Source organism: Rhizobium sp. SG741 (assembly GCF_012275435.1).
GTDB lineage: Bacteria > Pseudomonadota > Alphaproteobacteria > Rhizobiales > Rhizobiaceae > Rhizobium > Rhizobium lusitanum.
Window position 1 is genome coordinate 193,049 of the sequence record NZ_JAAZQP010000005.1, and the last position, 17,266, is coordinate 210,314.

At 62.3% G+C, this 17,266-nt stretch carries 15 protein-coding genes; 6 read left to right on the top strand and 9 right to left on the bottom strand.

Annotated elements, in window-relative coordinates:
- Positions 1–55: 55 nt before the first annotated feature.
- Complete coding sequence (locus tag FHT29_RS15045) at positions 56–1,846, bottom strand: alpha/beta fold hydrolase (protein ID WP_047554387.1); 1,791 nt, start codon at positions 1,844–1,846, stop codon at positions 56–58.
- Between the two features lie 10 nt (positions 1,847–1,856).
- Positions 1,857–3,371: a polysaccharide biosynthesis C-terminal domain-containing protein gene (locus FHT29_RS15050; protein WP_047553808.1), complete on the bottom strand. Its 1,515-nt coding sequence runs from the start codon at positions 3,369–3,371 to the stop codon at positions 1,857–1,859.
- A 185-nt stretch (positions 3,372–3,556) separates the two neighbouring features.
- Between FHT29_RS15050 and FHT29_RS15055 the strand changes: the two genes are divergently transcribed.
- Positions 3,557–4,411, top strand: coding sequence for a glycosyltransferase family A protein (locus FHT29_RS15055; protein ID WP_047553807.1), 855 nt, complete (start codon positions 3,557–3,559; stop codon positions 4,409–4,411).
- On the opposite strand, the gene FHT29_RS15060 is transcribed toward FHT29_RS15055, so the two are convergent.
- A complete protein-coding gene (locus FHT29_RS15060) occupies positions 4,378–5,580 on the bottom strand; it encodes a glycosyltransferase family 4 protein (protein ID WP_037196073.1) in 1,203 nt (400 codons plus the stop codon). The two genes, FHT29_RS15055 and FHT29_RS15060, sit on opposite strands and share 34 nt — an antisense overlap.
- Positions 5,581–5,991: 411 nt before the next feature.
- Positions 5,992–6,228, bottom strand: a complete 237-nt coding sequence (locus tag FHT29_RS15065) for an Lrp/AsnC ligand binding domain-containing protein (protein ID WP_034509182.1) — start codon at positions 6,226–6,228, stop codon at positions 5,992–5,994.
- A 207-nt stretch (positions 6,229–6,435) separates the two neighbouring features.
- On the opposite strand from FHT29_RS15065, the gene FHT29_RS15070 reads away from it, so the two are divergent.
- The 3 genes from FHT29_RS15070 to FHT29_RS15080 all read left to right on the top strand — a co-directional run bounded on the left by FHT29_RS15070 (position 6,436) and on the right by FHT29_RS15080 (position 10,430).
- On the top strand, positions 6,436–7,719 hold the full coding sequence (locus FHT29_RS15070) for an FAD-binding oxidoreductase (protein WP_168599804.1): 1,284 nt from the start codon (positions 6,436–6,438) through the stop codon (positions 7,717–7,719).
- A 102-nt stretch (positions 7,720–7,821) separates the two neighbouring features.
- Positions 7,822–9,357: an aldehyde dehydrogenase family protein gene (locus FHT29_RS15075; RefSeq protein WP_168599805.1), complete on the top strand. Its 1,536-nt coding sequence runs from the start codon at positions 7,822–7,824 to the stop codon at positions 9,355–9,357.
- An 83-nt stretch (positions 9,358–9,440) separates the two neighbouring features.
- Positions 9,441–10,430, top strand: a complete 990-nt coding sequence (locus tag FHT29_RS15080) for an Ldh family oxidoreductase (protein WP_168599806.1) — start codon at positions 9,441–9,443, stop codon at positions 10,428–10,430.
- Positions 10,431–10,588: 158 nt separating this feature from the next.
- On the opposite strand, the gene FHT29_RS15085 is transcribed toward FHT29_RS15080, so the two are convergent.
- The 4 genes from FHT29_RS15085 to FHT29_RS15100 all read right to left on the bottom strand — a co-directional run bounded on the left by FHT29_RS15085 (position 10,589) and on the right by FHT29_RS15100 (position 14,148).
- Positions 10,589–11,914 (bottom strand): glucoamylase family protein, encoded by a 1,326-nt coding sequence (locus tag FHT29_RS15085; protein WP_037196084.1) that lies wholly within the window; start codon positions 11,912–11,914, stop codon positions 10,589–10,591.
- Positions 11,915–12,167: 253 nt separating this feature from the next.
- Entirely contained in the window at positions 12,168–12,731 is a 564-nt protein-coding gene (locus FHT29_RS15090) for a TetR/AcrR family transcriptional regulator (protein WP_168599807.1), read from the bottom strand.
- Position 12,732: 1 nt separating this feature from the next.
- The gene (locus FHT29_RS15095) at positions 12,733–13,197 is read right to left on the bottom strand and encodes a nuclear transport factor 2 family protein (RefSeq protein ID WP_037196087.1); all 465 of its coding nucleotides are present in this window, start codon (positions 13,195–13,197) and stop codon (positions 12,733–12,735) included.
- Between the two features lie 87 nt (positions 13,198–13,284).
- Positions 13,285–14,148: a DMT family transporter gene (locus FHT29_RS15100; RefSeq protein ID WP_047553791.1), complete on the bottom strand. Its 864-nt coding sequence runs from the start codon at positions 14,146–14,148 to the stop codon at positions 13,285–13,287.
- Positions 14,149–14,256: 108 nt separating this feature from the next.
- Here FHT29_RS15100 and FHT29_RS15105 point away from each other — a divergent pair, with 108 nt between their 5' ends.
- A complete protein-coding gene (locus tag FHT29_RS15105; protein WP_052211863.1) occupies positions 14,257–15,711 on the top strand; it encodes a PLP-dependent aminotransferase family protein in 1,455 nt (484 codons plus the stop codon).
- A 62-nt stretch (positions 15,712–15,773) separates the two neighbouring features.
- Here FHT29_RS15105 and FHT29_RS15110 read toward each other — a convergent pair whose 3' ends face one another.
- Positions 15,774–16,202 (bottom strand): VOC family protein, encoded by a 429-nt coding sequence (locus FHT29_RS15110; protein ID WP_037196204.1) that lies wholly within the window; start codon positions 16,200–16,202, stop codon positions 15,774–15,776.
- 105 nt (positions 16,203–16,307) lie between these two features.
- Between FHT29_RS15110 and FHT29_RS15115 the strand changes: the two genes are divergently transcribed.
- Positions 16,308–17,174, top strand: coding sequence for a LysR family transcriptional regulator (locus FHT29_RS15115; RefSeq protein ID WP_047553789.1), 867 nt, complete (start codon positions 16,308–16,310; stop codon positions 17,172–17,174).
- Positions 17,175–17,266: the final 92 nt, after the last annotated feature.

Below are 17,266 nucleotides of genomic sequence, written 5' to 3' on the forward strand. Positions count from 1 at the left end.
TATACAACAAGTGCCGGATATGGCGAGTATTTCCGGCTGACGTTACGGTCAGATTTCATCGCCTGCCGAGCCTCAATCCCATCTCCCTGACCTCTCGCAGATACACCTTGCGCGCATAGGGCGGGGTGAGATTGTGGTCTGCCTCGGGGATGATGGTGAGGCGGATGTCCGGAAAATGCTTCAGGCCGGCGGCGTTTTCGCCGAACTGCTCGTGGAGGTGATCGAGGCCGATATCATGGGCGCTGTAGATCAGGGAGATGTCGACCCGGCGCTTGGCGAGCGCGTGGAAACCGCTGATGACGGGTTCGCGCGCACCGGCTAAGAAGGGAAAGAGACTGAACAACGGACGACACAATCGCACCGCGCGTCTGGCGAGCACGATCGCCATGTTGCGTATCGCGCTTCCCGCATCGATCTGGCCGCCATAGAGCCGCTTCAGCGTTTCCAGCTGCAGGAATTTCCGCCCGTAGGTTTCGAGCGACCGTGGCGCGAATCGTAGGGCTTCGTCGACCGATCGGGTCTCGTCCCAGAAGAAATTGTAAGGGTTGGCGGTGATCAGGCCGTTGCACCTGATGTCGCGCAAGGCGGCTTGGAAGGCGAGGTAGCCGCCGCTGCAACGGCCGACGACAAACGCCGGCAGCAGGTTTCGCGCTTCCAGCAGGTCGAGCGCGTCGGCGACATCCCGTTGCTGGTCGCGCGAATACAGCACCTGCTCCGGAGCATCGGGAAGCGGTGGGCTGTCGCCGACATTGGCCGTGTCGAAGCGCAGGGAAGCGATGCCGTCGTGGGCAAGCGCGCGTGCCATGGCAACCGACATCCGGCCCCAGCCGGCATGGCGGTCGTAGGCGGTGGTCAGGAGCAGTGCCGTCGCGCCGGTGCGAACGCCCATGGGTTCGCAGAGCACACCGTAAATGCGTTCGCCGGCGCCGAAACGCACCGGCGTCTCGCGAAAGCCGTCACCGACGAGCGGTTTGGCATCGGGCCTCATAAGATTGATAGAAACCGCCGCTGTGGGCTTTACGACAATCGACTTCACCCACTCGAGGATCCTGTGGCCCGCAACGGTCGGCATGACGGCGACGGTGGGGTTCGACACCAGGTCGTCGTAACCCTCGTAGGGAGCCTGCTCGACATGCGGGGCGAGCGTCTCCAGGTGGCGGTAAAAGTCCGCGTCTCCCGGCCGGCCGGGCCGGGTCAGCACGAGGCCGTTCGGCGCGCCGAGCCCCGAGAGCGTCATCAGATTGAGCTTCTTGACGGCATCAGCGATGCTGTCCGGCATGCGCAGGCTGGCAACGGTGACACCTTCGGTCTGACGCTGCGCCTCCGCAAGTCCCATGCCCTCGTCGATCATCTTCGACCAGACGGTCAATTCACGCAGATAGGCACGGCCGGAAACGACCGGCGCGAGGAAGGCGATCCCATCTACATCGGACAGGCGCTCGGCGAGCGTGGCGGCTATGCTGCCGCCGAGGCCCTGGCTGATGAGAATCAGCCTCTCGAAGCCGGCGAGCGACTTCAACGTGGAGACGGCGGCGAGCGCGGTTTCTTCCCACAACACCAGGCCCCGGCCGTCATCGGCGACGTCAAGCGCATCACCGGTGCCGGCATAGTCGAAACGCAGACTGGATACGCCGATATCGGCAAGATCCTCCGCCAGGATGCGCCAGAACTTGCGGACGCACATTTCCTCGAAGCCCCAAGGGCTGAGGAATAGCACGGCAGTTGCGCTTGGAGATACAGCAGCCGGCGTGAATAGGCCAACGGTACCCGCGAAGGTCACCGGCACGGCTGCCGCCTTCATGCGCTTCGATTTATCGTGTTGTTCGGCGGCTCCCCAACCAGCCATGACGGTCTCCTTATATTCGGCGGGGCGCCAGTAACGCCAGAGCTTGAACGGCAATCGGATTGATGCGGGCGGGCAATCGCGCCGCGATTTTCTGCAGGACGTCGACGTCCTCCGTGGGCACGGCTTTCAGCAGCCTGAGCGCGATGCCATAGGCCAGAGCGCCGGCGATGACGGCGCCCGCCAGGCCTGCGACGCCGGATAGGGCTTGAACGAAGCCATAGGCGGCGGCGGCACAAAGAATGGCCGCAGCCGTCACCTTGGCGAGGTTGACGAGCATGCCCCGCGTCGATCCCTCGAATTCCATGCGACGGACCATCAGGAGGCACATGACAGTGAAGACCAGCAGGCGAACCAGCGCGGCGCCTTCGCCGCCGTAGAACGGCACCGCGATCAGGCAGCCGACCACCATGACGACGCTGGCGATCCCACCGATGATAGTGCGTTCGCGCGCGCGATCGAGGGAATAGAGATATTGCGTGCAGATCTGCATGACGACATAGGGCACCGCGGTCAGCGACAGCAGCGCCACCATGCCGCCGCTCGGAGCGAACGGCGTGCCGAAGATCGTCACCACCAGCTCAGGCGCGATGGCCGCAAGGCCGAAGCTCATCGGCAGGGTGATATAGGCTATGCTGCGCGCCACGCCCGCGAAGACGTGAACCGGCAGCTTGTCGGATGCCCGCGCATGCATCTGTTCTGAATAATAGGGCAGCAGGCTGCCGCTCAGTTGCACCGGCAGCTGCAGCGCCAGATTAGCGAGCGACAGGCCGACGGCATAAAAGCCGACCGCTTCGATGCCCCAATAATGCTGCAGGAAAAGCAGCTCGATGCGGTTGAGGAAGATCGAGCTGTTGATGAGTTCGATCGAGAGGACAAGGGATGAACTGATGAGAGAGGCAAGGCCGACGCCGCAGTTGTTTTTCCGCGCGATGGCGATCCTGAGGGTTGCGATGAACATCGGCAACTGGCCGATGGCATAGCCGGCAAGCGCGCCGCTGACGCCGAAGAAGATGGCGCCGGCGAGCACGGCGGCGAGCTGCAGCACCGAACTTGTCACGGTGATGCGCAGGAACGTGCCGAGCTGTTGCTCGCCGATCAGGTAGTTCTTGCTATAGGCGCCGAATGACTGGAGAACGAAAAACACGCCGGTGATGGCGATGACGGCGGACGCGTCGCCGGCCCAATGCAACCGCCCCGTATCCCAGTAGTAGGCAACATAGCCGGCGAGCAGGATCAAGGTTGCGAGGATGGTCGGCTGCAGGAGATAGGCGGCAAAGCCCAGTCGTTCCTCGGCCGAATAGCCCCGTCCCTTCAATTGCGGCAGGATGCGCAGCAGCGTGACGCCGGCGCCGAGTTCGGCGATAAGCGCTCCCGTCGTCGTCAGCCACAGCGAGAAGGCGATGATGCCGTTGGCTTCCGGGCCTAGCAGGCGTGCTGCAATGATAGAACAGGCAAAGCCGGTCGCGAGCAGGGTCAATCCCGCCGCCGCGTTCAAAACCGAATTTGCCATGATGCTCTTCGTCATGAAGACAGACCGTTCCTCAATTCGCCGAAACCAACGCACATATCGGCTCTTCGTGGGGATAACGTCTGCTCTATTTCATATGCCTTAATATTTAGCGTTTAATGCTGCTGTAAGTTGATTTTTTACTTCGGCTAATATTCATTCCTTCTGATGTTGGCCGTCTGGGGCTTGTCCGGAGGGTTTCGTTGTTCAGCCTCATCGTCTGCACGATCGATCGTTTTGACCAGCTGGAGCGGTTGTTCCGGTCGCTGGCCGAACAGCGCTACAAGGATTTCGAGGTCGTTCTTGTCGATCAGAACGCGGATGATCGACTATCCGGGCTCATCGGCCGTTTTTCGTCTCTCTTCGCGATCCGGCATATCCGCTCGCCCAACGGGCTTTCGCGGGCGCGCAACAATGGTCTGGCGGCAGCCACGGGCGACTATGTCTGCTTTCCCGACGATGATTGCTGGTACGAAGCCGATACGCTTGCCGCTGCCGGGACGCTGTTTGCCGCGCACCCCGAACTTGCGATCGTCACCGGCCGTACCCTCGACGCCGAGGGGCTGGCCTCCGTCAGCCCGACCGGCGAGACGCGGCGTGCCCTCACGCGCTGGAACTATCTGAAATGCGGCAACTCAAACGGCATCTTCGTGCGCCGCGCGGCGCTTGCCGATATCGGCGGCTTCGATGAAAACCTCGGCGTAGGCTCGGAATCACCCTTCCAGAGCGGCGAGGAGGCGGATTTCCTGCTGCGCGCGCTTGCCGTCGGCAAACGGGCGATGTTCTTCCCGGAGCTGATCGTCCATCACGATCAGGTCACGAGCGAATATGGTCCGCGGCAGGTGGAGCGGGCGCGCAAATATGGCCGCGGCTTTGGCGCCCTGATGCGCAAGCAGGCTTTCCCGCTACCCTATGTCTGTTATCGGCTGTTCCGGCCCGTTGCCGGCTGGCTGGCGGCGCTCGCCAGATTCAATCCCGATGCGGCGCGCTACAAGCGCGCCTGGCTTCTGGGCATTCTGGAGGGTTATGCGACCTGGCCGCGCTGGCGCAGGAGCTGAGGCGATTTGCCCTTGGGCGTGATGGTTTCGGCATAGACATCCATGTAGCGCTGAGCGACCTCATCCCATGCATAGGCGCGAGCGTCGCTGAGCAGCTCCTGCCTCAAGCTCAGGTCATCTGCCTCAAGGCGCTCGAACGCCGCGGTGAGGGTATCGGCAGCCGTTTCCGGATCGGAGAAATCTGAAAGCATCAGCGCCGGGTGGGTCTCGGCCAGGGCCTTGTAGGCGTCGTTGGCATTCAGCACCGGCAGCAGGCCGGCGCTCATGGCCTCGATCGCCACCAGGCCGAAACCTTCGTATTCGGAGGCCGAAGCGAAGAGCGAAGCGCGGGCGATGATGTTGCGGATCGAGCCGTCATCGATCGCCACATGCAGGGAGACGTTTCGTTCGAGGCCGCGTGCGGCAATTTCCTTCTCCAATGTCGGCTGATCGAGATCCGACACGGCGCCGATGATATCGAGATGCCAGTCGGCATGGCGCGCCGCGAGCGCCTTCATCACGTCGAGCATGCGGTCGAGCCGCTTGTTGACCGAGAAGCGGCCGATGGTGACGATGCGGCGACGGGCTTCCAATGCGGCGCAATTGGCGAACTTGCTGACATCGGCGCCGTTTTCGATCAGGCGGACGCGATTTCTAGCGATATTGGAAAACAGCCGCGCGTCGGACTGGCTGCAGCAGATGAGATAGTTGTAGCCTAGCGCCGATAGTCGTGTAGCGGTATTGAACCAGACTTTTTTGATGGCGGCATATTTCGGCGTGTGGAAGAAGCCGCCATGCGTGGTGGCAACCATGGGGCGCCCGTGCATCAGCTTGCCCCAGGCAAGCGCATCGAAGAAGAAATCGACGGCGTGGACATGCACGAGATCCGCATCGGCAACATGGCGGAACACCTGCGGCGCCAGCGGATAACGGCTGGAGCCGGACCAGGGGATACGCACGACCTCGATGCCATCGATCGTTTCGGTCGGCGGCAGCTGGCGGCCCGGGTCTGAAAACAGGCTGTCGCAGGTGACGACGCGCACGTGATAGCCGCGGGAGATCAACTGCCGGCAGAGATTGGCGACGACGTCTTCCAGGCCGCCCTTGTTCGGCAGGAACTGGCGCACGACATGCACGATCAGCGGTCCGGCCTGCTTGTTTGCCTGATTGTCAGCAATAGCCGATGTCATCGATCCACCTTAAACCCCTATGCTGCGCCAAGCGACAGCAATCCGGCGCTACGGCGCGCCGCCCGTTGATCAGTCGGCGAAGCAGATCATCCGGTCGGTTAAAAAAGGCTTAATCGCGGGTCGAAAGCCAAGCGGCTTTAGGCAAGAGGGTTAATATCGGAGCGTTGCGCAAGGGGATTGTGCTTGTCAGGCGAGTGTGTTGATGCCGGATTACAGTGCGTGGCGCCTCACCCTAACCCTATCCCCGCAATGCGGGGAGAGGGAACTGTTCCAGTGTTTGCCGTGCGATCGTGCCCGGGCCACAAAACGCAGTGAACTCTCTCTCCGTCAGAACGGGGGGAGGGTTGGGTGAGGGCAATCCTGCGAATGCAGCTTTAACCGTGGCGCATGCTGATCCGAAATCTGGATCTCTCAAAACGCTCGGAACGTCAGCGTCGTCAACGAGCGGACAATGCCGGGGATATGGGCGATGTTATCGTTGATGAACTTGCCGATATCCTGCTCTTCCTTGATGTAGACCTTCAGCAGCAGGTCGTAGTCGCCGCTGGTGGAATACAACTCCGAGACCAGCTCCGTCTGGTAGATTGCGTCGGCGACCTCGTAGGTCTTGCCGGGAGCGCATTGGAGCTGAACGAAAATGGGCTTCATGAGACTGTCCTGCTTCTGTCCGCGACCGCGATGGCGGCGTGCTTTTACCTGCAACCGCGATGGCGGTCGGCATTTTCTCTATAATGGCCGAAAGCACCATGGCCATGCAAGTTTTTCTCTGTCCACCGGATGTCGCTCTTGCCGCTTCCGCAAGTTCGAACGTGGCGCTAGATTAGCGGGATTGCCTTCATCGATTGGACCGATCTCATGCTGAATGACCCACGTTCCCACGGTCTTTGGGAAAAGACCGCCCCGCCACCGCCGGTGACGAAGCCGCTTGCCGGCGAGGTTTCCACCGATGTCGTGGTGGTCGGCGGTGGTTATACCGGATTGTCGGCGGCGCTGCATCTCGCCGAGGCAGGTAGCCGTGTCGTGCTGCTGGAGGCCAATGAAATCGGCTTCGGCGGTGCCGGGCGCAATGTCGGCCTGATCAATGCCGGCATGTGGGTGATGCCGGAAGACCTGCCGGGCGAGCTCGGCCCCGTTCATGGCGAGCGGCTCCTCGATCTACTCGGCAATGCGCCGAAGCTTGTCATGGAGCTGATCGACAAGCACGGCATCGCCTGCGAGCTGGAGCGCAATGGCACGCTGCATTGCGCTGTCGGCCCCGAGGGCTTGAAGGAGATCGAGGAGCGGGCGCGGCAATGGAGCAAGCGCGGTGCGCCGGTAACGGTTCTCGACGCGAACGAGACAGAGCGGCGCGTCGGCAGCTCGGCCTATGCCGGGGCCTTGCTTGACATGCGCGCCGGCACCCTGCAGCCGCTCGCCTATGCGCGCGGCTTGGCGCATGCCGTGGTCAAGGCGGGTGTTGCGGTTCACACCGGCAGCCGCGTGACATCTACGGAAAGGAGCGGCGCGAAATGGGTGGTTTCGACCGATGGCGGCAAGGTCAGCGCCGACTGGATCGTCGTTGCGACGGACGCCTACAGCACCGGCCCCTGGGAGACGGTGCGAAACGAGCAGGTGCATCTTCCCTATTTCAATTTTGCCACCGTGCCGCTCGGCGACAACTTGCGCAAATCCGTCCTGCCCGGCCGGGAGGGGGCATGGGACACCAAGGAGGTCCTCTCGTCCTTCCGCATGGATCAAGCCGGTCGACTCGTTGTCGGCAGTGTCGGGGCGTTGCGCAATACCGGCCTTGCCGTGCACAAGAACTGGGCGCGCCGGTCACTGAGAAAGCTCTTCCCGCAGCTCGGGGACATTCCTTTCGAATGCGAATGGTACGGCAAGATCGGCATGACCGACAACGCGCTGCCGCGCTTCCATAGGCTTGCGCAGAATGTCGTCGGCTTTTCCGGCTATAATGGTCGCGGCATCGCGCCGGGCACGGTGTTCGGAAAAGTGCTTGCAAGCCATATCCTCGGCCAGATCTCCGAGGCCGAGCTGCCGCTGCCGGTGACGGATATCGTGGAGCCCGGCTTCAGGGCCGTCAAGGAAATGTGGTACGAGGCCGGCGCCCAGGCCGCGCATTTTGTCGGCGCAAGAGTTTAAGGCAATTCCAGGAAAAATGCGCAGCGGCTTTCCGTCCGGAATTGCGGAAAAGCAAAGAGATAGAACGGCAACCGAATCATCATTACAGGAAGAGGAAACGAGATGACCGCGACACTCGATCTTGCCGCCGAGACCAAGGCGATATTGACGGAACTCGGTGTTGCAGCCGATCGCTATACGGGCGGAACGCTCGCCATCACCTCTCCGGTGACCGGCGCCGAAATCGGCCGGCTCAAGGAGCATTCGTCCGAAGAGGCGAAGGCTGCGATCGACAAGGCGCATGAGGCGTTTCTCGCATGGCGCGACGTGCCGGCCCCGAAGCGCGGCGAGCTGATCCGCCTGCTCGGCGAGGAGCTGCGCGCCGGCAAGGCGGCGCTTGGCCGGCTGGTTTCCGTCGAGGTCGGCAAGATCACCTCCGAGGGCCTCGGCGAAGTCCAGGAAATGATCGATATCTGCGACTTCGCCGTCGGTCTCTCGCGCCAGCTCTACGGCCTGACCATCGCCACCGAGCGCTCAGAACACAGGATGATGGAAAGTTGGCATCCGCTTGGGCCGATCGGCATCATCTCCGCCTTCAATTTCCCGGTGGCCGTCTGGTCGTGGAATGCGGCGCTTGCCGTGGTCTGCGGCAATTCGACGATCTGGAAACCCTCGGAAAAGACGCCGCTGACGGCTCTTGCAGTGCAGGCTCTATTCGAAAAGGCGCTGAAGCGTTATGTCGCCGAAGGCGGGGAGGCGCCGGCCAATCTCTCGACACTGATCATCGGCGGTCGCGACCTCGGCGAACTGCTGGTCGATCATCCGAAGGTTCCTCTGGTCTCGGCGACCGGATCGACGGCCATGGGCCGCGCCGTCGGTCCGCGCCTCGCCGGCCGGTTCGCACGCGCCATCCTCGAGCTCGGCGGCAACAATGCCGCGATCGTCTGCCCGACGGCTGATCTCGATTTGACGTTGCGCGGGGTTGCTTTCTCGGCCATGGGCACCGCCGGCCAGCGCTGCACGTCGTTGCGTCGGCTCTTCGTCCATGAGAGCGTCTACGATCAACTCGTGCCGCGCCTGCAGAAAGCCTATGGTTCGGTGACGATCGGCAATCCGCTGGAGGCGGGAACGCTTGTGGGTCCGCTGATCGACAGACATGCCTTCGACAGGATGCAGGCGGCACTCACTGAAGCCAAAGCGGCCGGCGGCAAGATTACCGGTGGCGAACGTGTCGAGAGCGGATCGGCCGAAGCCTTCTACGTCCGTCCGGCGCTGGTCGAGATGCCCGAGCAGACCGGCCCGGTCGAGCAGGAGACCTTCGCGCCGATCCTCTACGTGATGAAATACAGCGATTTCGACAGCGCCGTGGCGCTGCATAATGCCGTGCCGCAGGGCCTGTCGTCCTCGATCTTCACCAATGACATGCGCGAGGCCGAGACCTTCGTTTCGGCGCGCGGTTCGGATTGCGGCATCGCCAATGTCAATCTCGGCCCCTCCGGTGCCGAGATCGGCGGCGCTTTCGGCGGCGAGAAGGAAACGGGCGGCGGCCGCGAATCCGGGTCGGATGCCTGGAAGGCCTATATGCGCCGGGCGACCAATACCATCAATTACGGCCGCACCCTGCCGCTGGCGCAGGGCGTCAAATTCGATGTGGAATAGCCAGAGTTTTGTTGCATTGCGATGAGGAGGGCGAAGGCGTAGAAAGTCTTCATCCTCCTCATTTGTTCTCAAGGTCTCGTCTCATGCATCTGTCGCTTGCCGAAGCTGAAACGCTTGTCGTGGAGGCACTGCAGCGAAGCACGGTGAGCGCTGACAACGCCCGCTCCGTGGCCGTGGCGCTCGTTGCGGCGGAGGCTGCGGGGCAGAGCGGTCACGGCCTGCGGCGCGTCCTTGCCTATGCGGGGCATGCGAAGGCGGGCAAAACCGATGGTTTCGCCGTGCCGCAGATGAGCCGGCCCTTTCCCGCCGTTCTGCGCATCGATGCCGGCTATGGCTACGCTTATCCTGCCCTCGATCTTGCCGTCGGCGAGCTTCCGATCATCGCCCGCGAGCAGGGGATCGCGCTTGCCGCCATCAGCCGCTCTCATCATGCCGGCGTGATGGGCCTGACGGTCGAGCGCTTCGCCGATCAGGGCCTGGTGGCTTTGATGGTGGCCAATGCCCCGGCGTCCATGGCGCCCTGGGGCGGCAAGACGCCGGTCTTCGGCACCAATCCCATTGCATTTGCCGCGCCGCTGCCGGACGACGACCCGATCGTGATCGATCTGGCGCTATCGAAAGTGGCGCGCGGCAAGGTGATGGCCGCGCGGCAGACGGGTGCATCCATTCCCGCCGATTGGGCTTTCGACCGCGAGGGCAGGCCGACTACCAATGCCGAGGAGGCGCTTGCCGGCACGATGATCCCTGCCGGCGATTCGAAAGGGGCGGCGCTGGCGTTGATGGTGGAAATTCTCGCCGCCGGTCTCACCGGCGCCAGCTATGCTTTCGAGGCTTCGTCGCTCTTCGACGACAAGGGTGCGCCGCCGGGGCTCGGCCACACGATCATCGCCATCAATCCGGCGGCGATGAGCGTTGCCGACACGGCACAGCGGCTTGCACTGCTGGCAAGCGAGATCACCCAAGATCCCAACGTCCGTCTGCCCGGACGGCGCGGGCAGACCTCGCGACGTGAAGCAATCGCCAATGGGATTTTGGTTGAGGACGAGGTAATCGAGGCGATCAAGGGGCTTTGAAGCGCTGAAGATGATGGTCAGGTGAATGCGTTTCGGCCGCGCTCTTACGCTAAGATGAATTGGTGCAAGGAGGCAGCTCCTTCTCCCCGAGGGGAGAAGGGTTGCGCAGCAACGTTGCCATGTCGACGAGGATACCTGATGGCTACCGGCGATCAAAATCAGGCGATCGCGGGCGTCGCCTGTTTCTCGTCGAGCCAGCCGCCGGTGAAGCCCGCTCGTTCCAGGCCGTGGCGAAGGATCGGCGATTGCCGCATGAGGTTCCAGATCAAGCCGGTGCGGGCATTTTCGATCATCATAACCAGCAGGCCCTGGTCGATGGCGACCGAGCGGTCGTCCACCCAGCCCTCCGGGCCTGGGCCTTTGACGCTCGGATTGAAGCCGCCGGGAAAGCGGCCGTCGAGCAGCAGGCTGGGATAGGTCGAAAGCAGCGCCTTCGTGCCGTCGAGCGCAGCCTGACGGTCGAAAGGCAGGCAGGACAGCGGCCCCCAAGGGGCGATCGTGCCGTCGTCGGGGCCGAGTGGCGCACCGCGCGCGGCATAGCCGAAAACTCTCTGGCCGTGTCGCCGGCTATGTTTCGTTCCGGTCGGGTTGGGGCCATCGCAGGCCGAAAGCCCCCAGATATCCTTCGCATAGCCGAGGAAATGGCCGGGATTGCGGTCCGTATAGTCGCGCTGAACGGCGATTGCCGTCTGCGTGTTGCGAAAATAGTCGATGTCCTTGTCGGCCACGTGCTTGTCGCGGATGTCGCGAAAATCGATCCAGGCATGGGAGAACAAATGGATGAACAGCGGCCCTGCATAAAGGAAAGGCGTATCCTTGAACATCATCCAGGTGTAGGTCGAGGCGAAGGCGTCGTAGCTCGAGGACGGGATCGGATGCGTGGGCGAGGCGAGCGCCATGACATAGAGGAAGATCGCCTCGTCATAGCCCTGGTAGCGCCAGCGCAGGAAACCGCTTGCCGGTTTCCAGCCCATGCTGATCGTCGGTCCCTTGTTGAGGGCCCAACGCCAATCGCAGCGCTCGTAGAGAAATGTCGCCTGTTTGCGGATGTCCTGTTCGGTCTGGCTGGGGCCATCGAAGTAGGCGGCAGCCGTCAATACGCCGAGCAGCATCAAGCCGGTGTCGATCGTCGAAAGCTCGCTGTTCCAGGCGCGCTTGCCGGTCTCCATGTAGAGGAAGTGGTAGTAGAAGCCGCGATGGCCAGTGGCGCCGCGTTCGGTGCCCTGCTGGCTGTCGGCGAAGAAATCGAGCGTGGTCAGCACCCGTGTCGCTGCCTCGGCGCGGTCGATCCAGCCGCGCTCGACGGCGACCGGATAGCTCGACAGCGCAAAACCGACGGCGGCAATGCTGCAGTGGCTTGTCTTGATTGACGTATCGGCCACCAGCCCATTTTCCGGATTGGTGTGAAGCATGAAATAATCGAACGCGGAACGTTGCAATCGATCGATCAGCGCGTTGTCGGTGTCGTTTACCTGCTGCAGCATCTTCTACCCATCTCCTGGATGCTCCCATTCCCTGCTGATGAGCACAGGAGCTCGGATAGTTGCAAATCAAACATGATTAACGCTGCCACGCTTTTATGGAGGATTATTTAAGATCAGCGCTTTGGCGCGCAACTCATCGTTAGTATTGATGGCGGAAGGCACCGTTTCTCGGACATCGCGCAATAAGATGTGACCCCCCTGCGTCAGGGTCAAGGCGCTGTCGCCTATCAAGTGATTCGCGCCGCGGGGCTTTTTATTCGACTGCCGCTCCCAGCCGCTCCTTCAGCCGCGCCAAGGTGCGGCCGAAAATCGCATCATCCCCAAGCGCCCTTGCCAGCGTCAACGCACCCTGGATGCCGACCACTGCTTCCTCGGCAAGCACTCTTGCTTCCGCAGCAGCCAGGCCGGCTCTCGTCAAGGCGCCGGCGAGTGCTTCGATCCAGCGCAGGAAATAGTTCTGAATGGCGCTCGGGAAGCGATCGCGCGTTTCGTCCAGCGCGAAGGCTCCGATGAGGCAGACACGGCGGCCGGAGCGGAAATAGGTGTCCGTCGTCTCCCACATAGTGAGGATGGCGGCGCGAGGGTCATCCTCTTCGAGCGGCCTGAACACTTCCGTGACGAACCAGGCATCGATATGGGCCATGATCTCGGCCGCCATCTGTTCCTTACCCCCGGGAAAGAAATGATAGAGGCTGCCCTTCGAGAGTTTGGTGCGCGCCGTGATGCTGCTCATCGACGCGCCCTCGTAGCCGAGCTCGCGAAAGACCTCGGCCACAAGGGCAACGGCATCGGGCTTTTCGAAGACGGTGCGCGTCATTTCAAAGGCCGAGATCCGACAGGCCGGGGTGATCGTCGGGGCGCCGGCCGAGCGGCCAGTGGAACTTCCGCTCGTTTTCCTTGATCGGCATGTCGTTGATGGAGGCAAAACGGCGCTGCATCAGCCCGTCGGCATCGAATTCCCAATTCTCGTTGCCGTAGGAGCGGAACCAGTGGCCGCTGTCGTCGTGCCATTCATAGGCGAAGCGGACGGCGATGCGGTTGCCCTCGAAAGTCCAGAGTTCCTTGATCAGTCGGTAGTCCAGCTCCCTTGCCCATTTGCGCGTGAGGAACTCGACAATCTCCTTGCGGCCGCGCGGGAATTCGGCGCGGTTCCGCCATTGGCTGTCTTCCGTATAGACCTTGGAGACGCGCTCGGGATCGCGGCTGTTCCAGCCGTCTTCTGCCATGCGGACTTTGGCGATCGCGGTCTCGCGGGTGAAGGGTGGGACAAGCGGGGTCGGCATGATGTGCTCCTTCTAAACCGATTGGTATTTTATAGACCGATCGGTTTAGAAGATCAAGTCGGCACACGGCCGTCTGATACGAGTGCCTCAGCGCGCGAATTTCCGGGCGCCGGCGACGCAGGCGACGACAGCAATCGTTACAACGAGCATGGACCAGCTGACGCTTTCCTTGAGCAATGCCGCCGCAAGCGCGAAGCCGAAGAATGGCTGCAGGAACTGCAACTGGCCGACGGCTGCGATGCCGCCTTGCGCCAGTCCGCGATACCAGAAGACGAAGCCGATCAGCATGCTGAACAACGAAACATAGGCGAGGCCGATCCAGGCCGGGCCGCCGATGCCGTCGATAGTATGCGGCATGGTGGCGATGCAGAGCGCGACGGTGACCGGCAGGGACAGAACCAGAGCCCAGCAGATGACCTGCCAGCCGCCGAGCCGGCGCGACAGCACGGCACCTTCGGCGTAACCGAGTCCGCAGACGAGAATGGCTGCGAGCATCAGCAGATCGCCGACCGGCGAGGCCGATACGCCCTGCGTAAGGGCATAGCCGCTGACGAGGGCGCTGCCGATAGCGGAGAATATCCAAAAAGCCGGCCGTGGTCGTTCGCCGCCGCGCAGCACGCCGAAGATGGCGGTCGCAAGCGGCAGCAACCCGATGAAGACGATCGAATGGGCTGATGTGACATGCTTGAGCGCCAGCGCCGTCAGCAGGGGAAAACCGACGACGCAGCCGAGCGCGACGATCGCCAGGGACACGATATCACTGCGGGCGGGGCGTTTTTCGCGAAAGGCAAGCAGCAGGCATAGGCTCAAAAGGCCGGCGATGACGGCGCGGGCGACGGTCAGGAACAGCGGATCGAAGTCCATGACGGCCACCCGCGTCGCCGGCAGCGATCCGCTGAAGATCACCACCCCTATCAGCCCGTAGATCCATCCTATCGTTGCCTTGTCCATTGCGCATGCTCCTTCTTGATGCCAGCGGTATCGGCGAAGCCGACTGGCTATTCCAGAGACAGTGCAGTACAATTTACGGGAACTGTTATGGTATGAGGTACAGTACGGATGGACGATGCATTGGCTGTGAGCGCGGTCGGCGGCACGCGTATCGAAGCCGTGATGGCTGCGATTTCCGATCGAATAGCCACCCGTAGCCTGGTGCCCGGCGCACGGCTTCCCTCCGTTCGCAGCCTCGCCAAGACCATGCAGGTATCGGTCTCCACCGTGGTCGAGGCCTATGAGCGTCTTGCCGCCGAGGGGATGATCCGTTCGCGGCCGGGCTCAGGGTTCTATGTATGCGGCCCCCTGCCGCCGCTTTCATTGTCTGAGGCCGGCGCAAGATCGGACCGCAATGTCGATCCGTTGTGGATTTCGCGGCAATCGCTTGAGATGGGCGACGATGTCTTGAAGCCCGGCTGCGGCTGGCTTCCCGCATCCTGGTTGCCGCAGGCGGCGCTACGCCGTGCGATGAGGACGCTGGCGCGCGGAGACCTCGAAACGCTCGCCAATTACGCCACGCCGCTCGGCTTGCCGCCGTTGCGGCAGCTGCTCGCCAGGCGGCTGGGCGAGCACGGCATCACCGTGCCTCCGGACCAGATCATGCTGACCGAATCCGGCACGCAGGCGATCGATCTTCTCTGCCGTTTCCTGCTGGAGCCCGGCGACACCGTGCTGGTGGACGATCCCTGTTATTTCAATTTCCATGCGCTGCTGCGTGCGCACCGGGCCAATGTCGTCGCCGTGCCCTTCACGCCGACGGGACCGGATGTCGAGCTGTTCGGCCAGGCGCTCGAACGGCACAAGCCCCGGCTCTACATCACCAACTCCGCCATCCATAATCCGACGGGTGCCGTGCTGTCGCCCGTGACGGCGCATCGCCTGCTGAAGCTGGCGGATGCGTCCGGCCTGGTTATCATCGAGGACGATATCTTTTCCGATTTCGAGAATGTCCCGGCACCGCGGCTTGCCGCTTACGACGGGCTCGAGCGGGTAATCCATATCGGCAGCTTTTCGAAGACGCTCTCGGCCTCGGTGCGGTGCGGCTTCATCGCCGCGCGGCCGGACTGGATCGACGGACTCGTCGATCTCAAGGTTGCCAGCAGCTTCAGTTGCGGACAATTGTCAGCGGAGCTCGTCTATCTGGCGCTGAAGGACGGCAGCTATCGCAAGCATGTCGAGGCGCTGCGCATCCGGCTTGCCAAGGCCATGAGCGAGGTGACGGCGCGGCTGGAGGCTATCGGCATCACGCCCTGGCTCAAGCCGCAGGCGGGCATGCTCCTCTGGTGCCGGCTGCCGGAGGGCCAGGATGCGGCCGATGTCGCCCGCGCCTGCCTGGCCGAAGGCGTCATCCTTGCTCCCGGCAATGCCTTCAGCGTGGCCGATAATGCCGGCAGCTTCATGCGGTTCAATGTCGCGCAATCGACCGATGGCCGGATCTTCGACGTGCTAGAAGCATCCATGCGGAGGCTGAGCACGGATCGTCCGACTGTCGGCGGAGCTCGCGGTTCTTCGAGGACGTAGGAAAACCCTGCGATATGAGCGTTCAGCCATTCCTGGGCGCTCACATCGCGGGGCTTAATGCCTTACTTGGCAAACAGGCTGTTGATGTCGGCGAAGGCCTTCATCTCGATGGCGTTTCCGCTTGGATCCTTGAAGAACATGGTCGCCTGTTCTCCAGGCTCGCCCCGGAAGCGGATATAGGGCTTGATGACGAAGTCTATGTTGGCCTTGGTCAGCTTCTCGGCCGCCGCCTCCCATTCCTCCATCGACAGAACGACGCCGAAATGGCGCACGGGAACGCCGTGACCATCGACCGCATTCGCCGCCACTTCTCCGGTTTCTCCCGGAGCCAGATGGGCGACGACCTGATGGCCATAGAAATTGAAATCGATCCAGTCGGGGGAGCTCCGGCCTTCAGGGCAGCCAAGAAGGCCGCCATAGAACGTGCGGGCCGCCGCAAGATCGTTGACGGGAAATGCGAGATGGAAAGGGTGAAGAGGTGCTGCACTCATGATCGTCTCCAGATGTGCGAACTCGATGCAGCGATCAATAAGGTACATTATTTCCTATGAAAAATTGTATATTATAAGGCTGAGTCATAGGAAAAATTATGCATCATGATACCCGAACTGAAAACGCTTGTTGCTGTCGCCCGCTTCGGGACATTTGCGGCCGCTGGTGATCGGATCGGACTGACGCAAGCGGCCGTCAGCGGTCAAATGAAGCGTCTCGAGGAAAGGCTCGGCGTCCAATTATTCGAGCGAACCGGCCGTTCCGCCACATTGAATGCCGCGGGCTTGCGAACGCTGGAACGTGCCAAGGGCATCATAGCGATGTTCGAGCGCATCGCCGATCCGGCCGATGAGGTTTCGGGCGGCCAACTGCGCATCGGCGCCATTGCCTCTGTTCAATCGACGGTGCTCGCGCGTGCGCTCGTGCCGTTCCGGCAGCGGTTTGCGAACCATCATGTTCATATCGTTCCGGGTGTCTCCCTTCATTTGCTCGATCTGCTCGATGCCGGCGAGCTTGATCTGGCGGTACTCATCGAGCCTCCCTTCGGCATACCCAAGGATCTTGTGTGGCAGCCCCTGCTGCGGGAGCCCTATGTGCTGGCGGTTCCCGAGCGGGTGGAGGGCGATGATTGGCAGACATTGCTGCGGGAGCAGCCATTCATCCGCTATGATCGCAGCTCGTTTGGCGGCCGGCAGGTTGATCGGTTCCTGCGGTCCCATGCGATAGCGCCCAACGAATCCGTAGAGATCGATGACATAGCCGCGTTGCTGGCTCTGGTCGGGCAAGGGCTCGGGGTGGCGCTTCTACCGATCGTCGATGGCGGCCCGCCCCTTATGCCGTCCGTGCGTGCGGTGTCGCTCGCTGCGTCGACATTCTATCGCGAGATCGGGATATTGCGGTCGCGCGACGGCAACCCCGCGAGCGCGTACCTTGCCGATTGCCTGATAGGGTGCGGCTCTGAGGTTGCCTGACGGGGCGATTTCATCCTTCCGAACCGGCGGCGCAACCTTCGGGAGGGTGATGCACTCCCTCGGCTCTTGCCAAGCGGAAATGATCCGTCATA

Bases quoted from the DNA above. Each gene is read 5' to 3' on its own strand.
- FHT29_RS15080 (WP_168599806.1), top strand. From the start codon at position 9,441: ATGCATCTGTCGCTTGCCGAAGCTGAAACGCTTGTCGTGGAGGCACTG.
- FHT29_RS15070 (WP_168599804.1), top strand. From the start codon at position 6,436: ATGCTGAATGACCCACGTTCCCACGGTCTTTGGGAAAAGACCGCCCCG.
- FHT29_RS15105 (WP_052211863.1), top strand. From the start codon at position 14,257: ATGGACGATGCATTGGCTGTGAGCGCGGTCGGCGGCACGCGTATCGAA.
- FHT29_RS15060 (WP_037196073.1), bottom strand. From the start codon at position 5,580: ATGACATCGGCTATTGCTGACAATCAGGCAAACAAGCAGGCCGGACCG.
- FHT29_RS15045 (WP_047554387.1), bottom strand. From the start codon at position 1,846: ATGGCTGGTTGGGGAGCCGCCGAACAACACGATAAATCGAAGCGCATG.
- FHT29_RS15090 (WP_168599807.1), bottom strand. From the start codon at position 12,731: ATGACGCGCACCGTCTTCGAAAAGCCCGATGCCGTTGCCCTTGTGGCC.
- FHT29_RS15100 (WP_047553791.1), bottom strand. From the start codon at position 14,148: ATGGACAAGGCAACGATAGGATGGATCTACGGGCTGATAGGGGTGGTG.
- FHT29_RS15065 (WP_034509182.1), bottom strand. From the start codon at position 6,228: ATGAAGCCCATTTTCGTTCAGCTCCAATGCGCTCCCGGCAAGACCTAC.
- FHT29_RS15075 (WP_168599805.1), top strand. From the start codon at position 7,822: ATGACCGCGACACTCGATCTTGCCGCCGAGACCAAGGCGATATTGACG.
- FHT29_RS15110 (WP_037196204.1), bottom strand. From the start codon at position 16,202: ATGAGTGCAGCACCTCTTCACCCTTTCCATCTCGCATTTCCCGTCAAC.
- FHT29_RS15050 (WP_047553808.1), bottom strand. From the start codon at position 3,371: ATGACGAAGAGCATCATGGCAAATTCGGTTTTGAACGCGGCGGCGGGA.
- FHT29_RS15115 (WP_047553789.1), top strand. From the start codon at position 16,308: ATGATACCCGAACTGAAAACGCTTGTTGCTGTCGCCCGCTTCGGGACA.
- FHT29_RS15095 (WP_037196087.1), bottom strand. From the start codon at position 13,197: ATGCCGACCCCGCTTGTCCCACCCTTCACCCGCGAGACCGCGATCGCC.
- FHT29_RS15085 (WP_037196084.1), bottom strand. From the start codon at position 11,914: ATGCTGCAGCAGGTAAACGACACCGACAACGCGCTGATCGATCGATTG.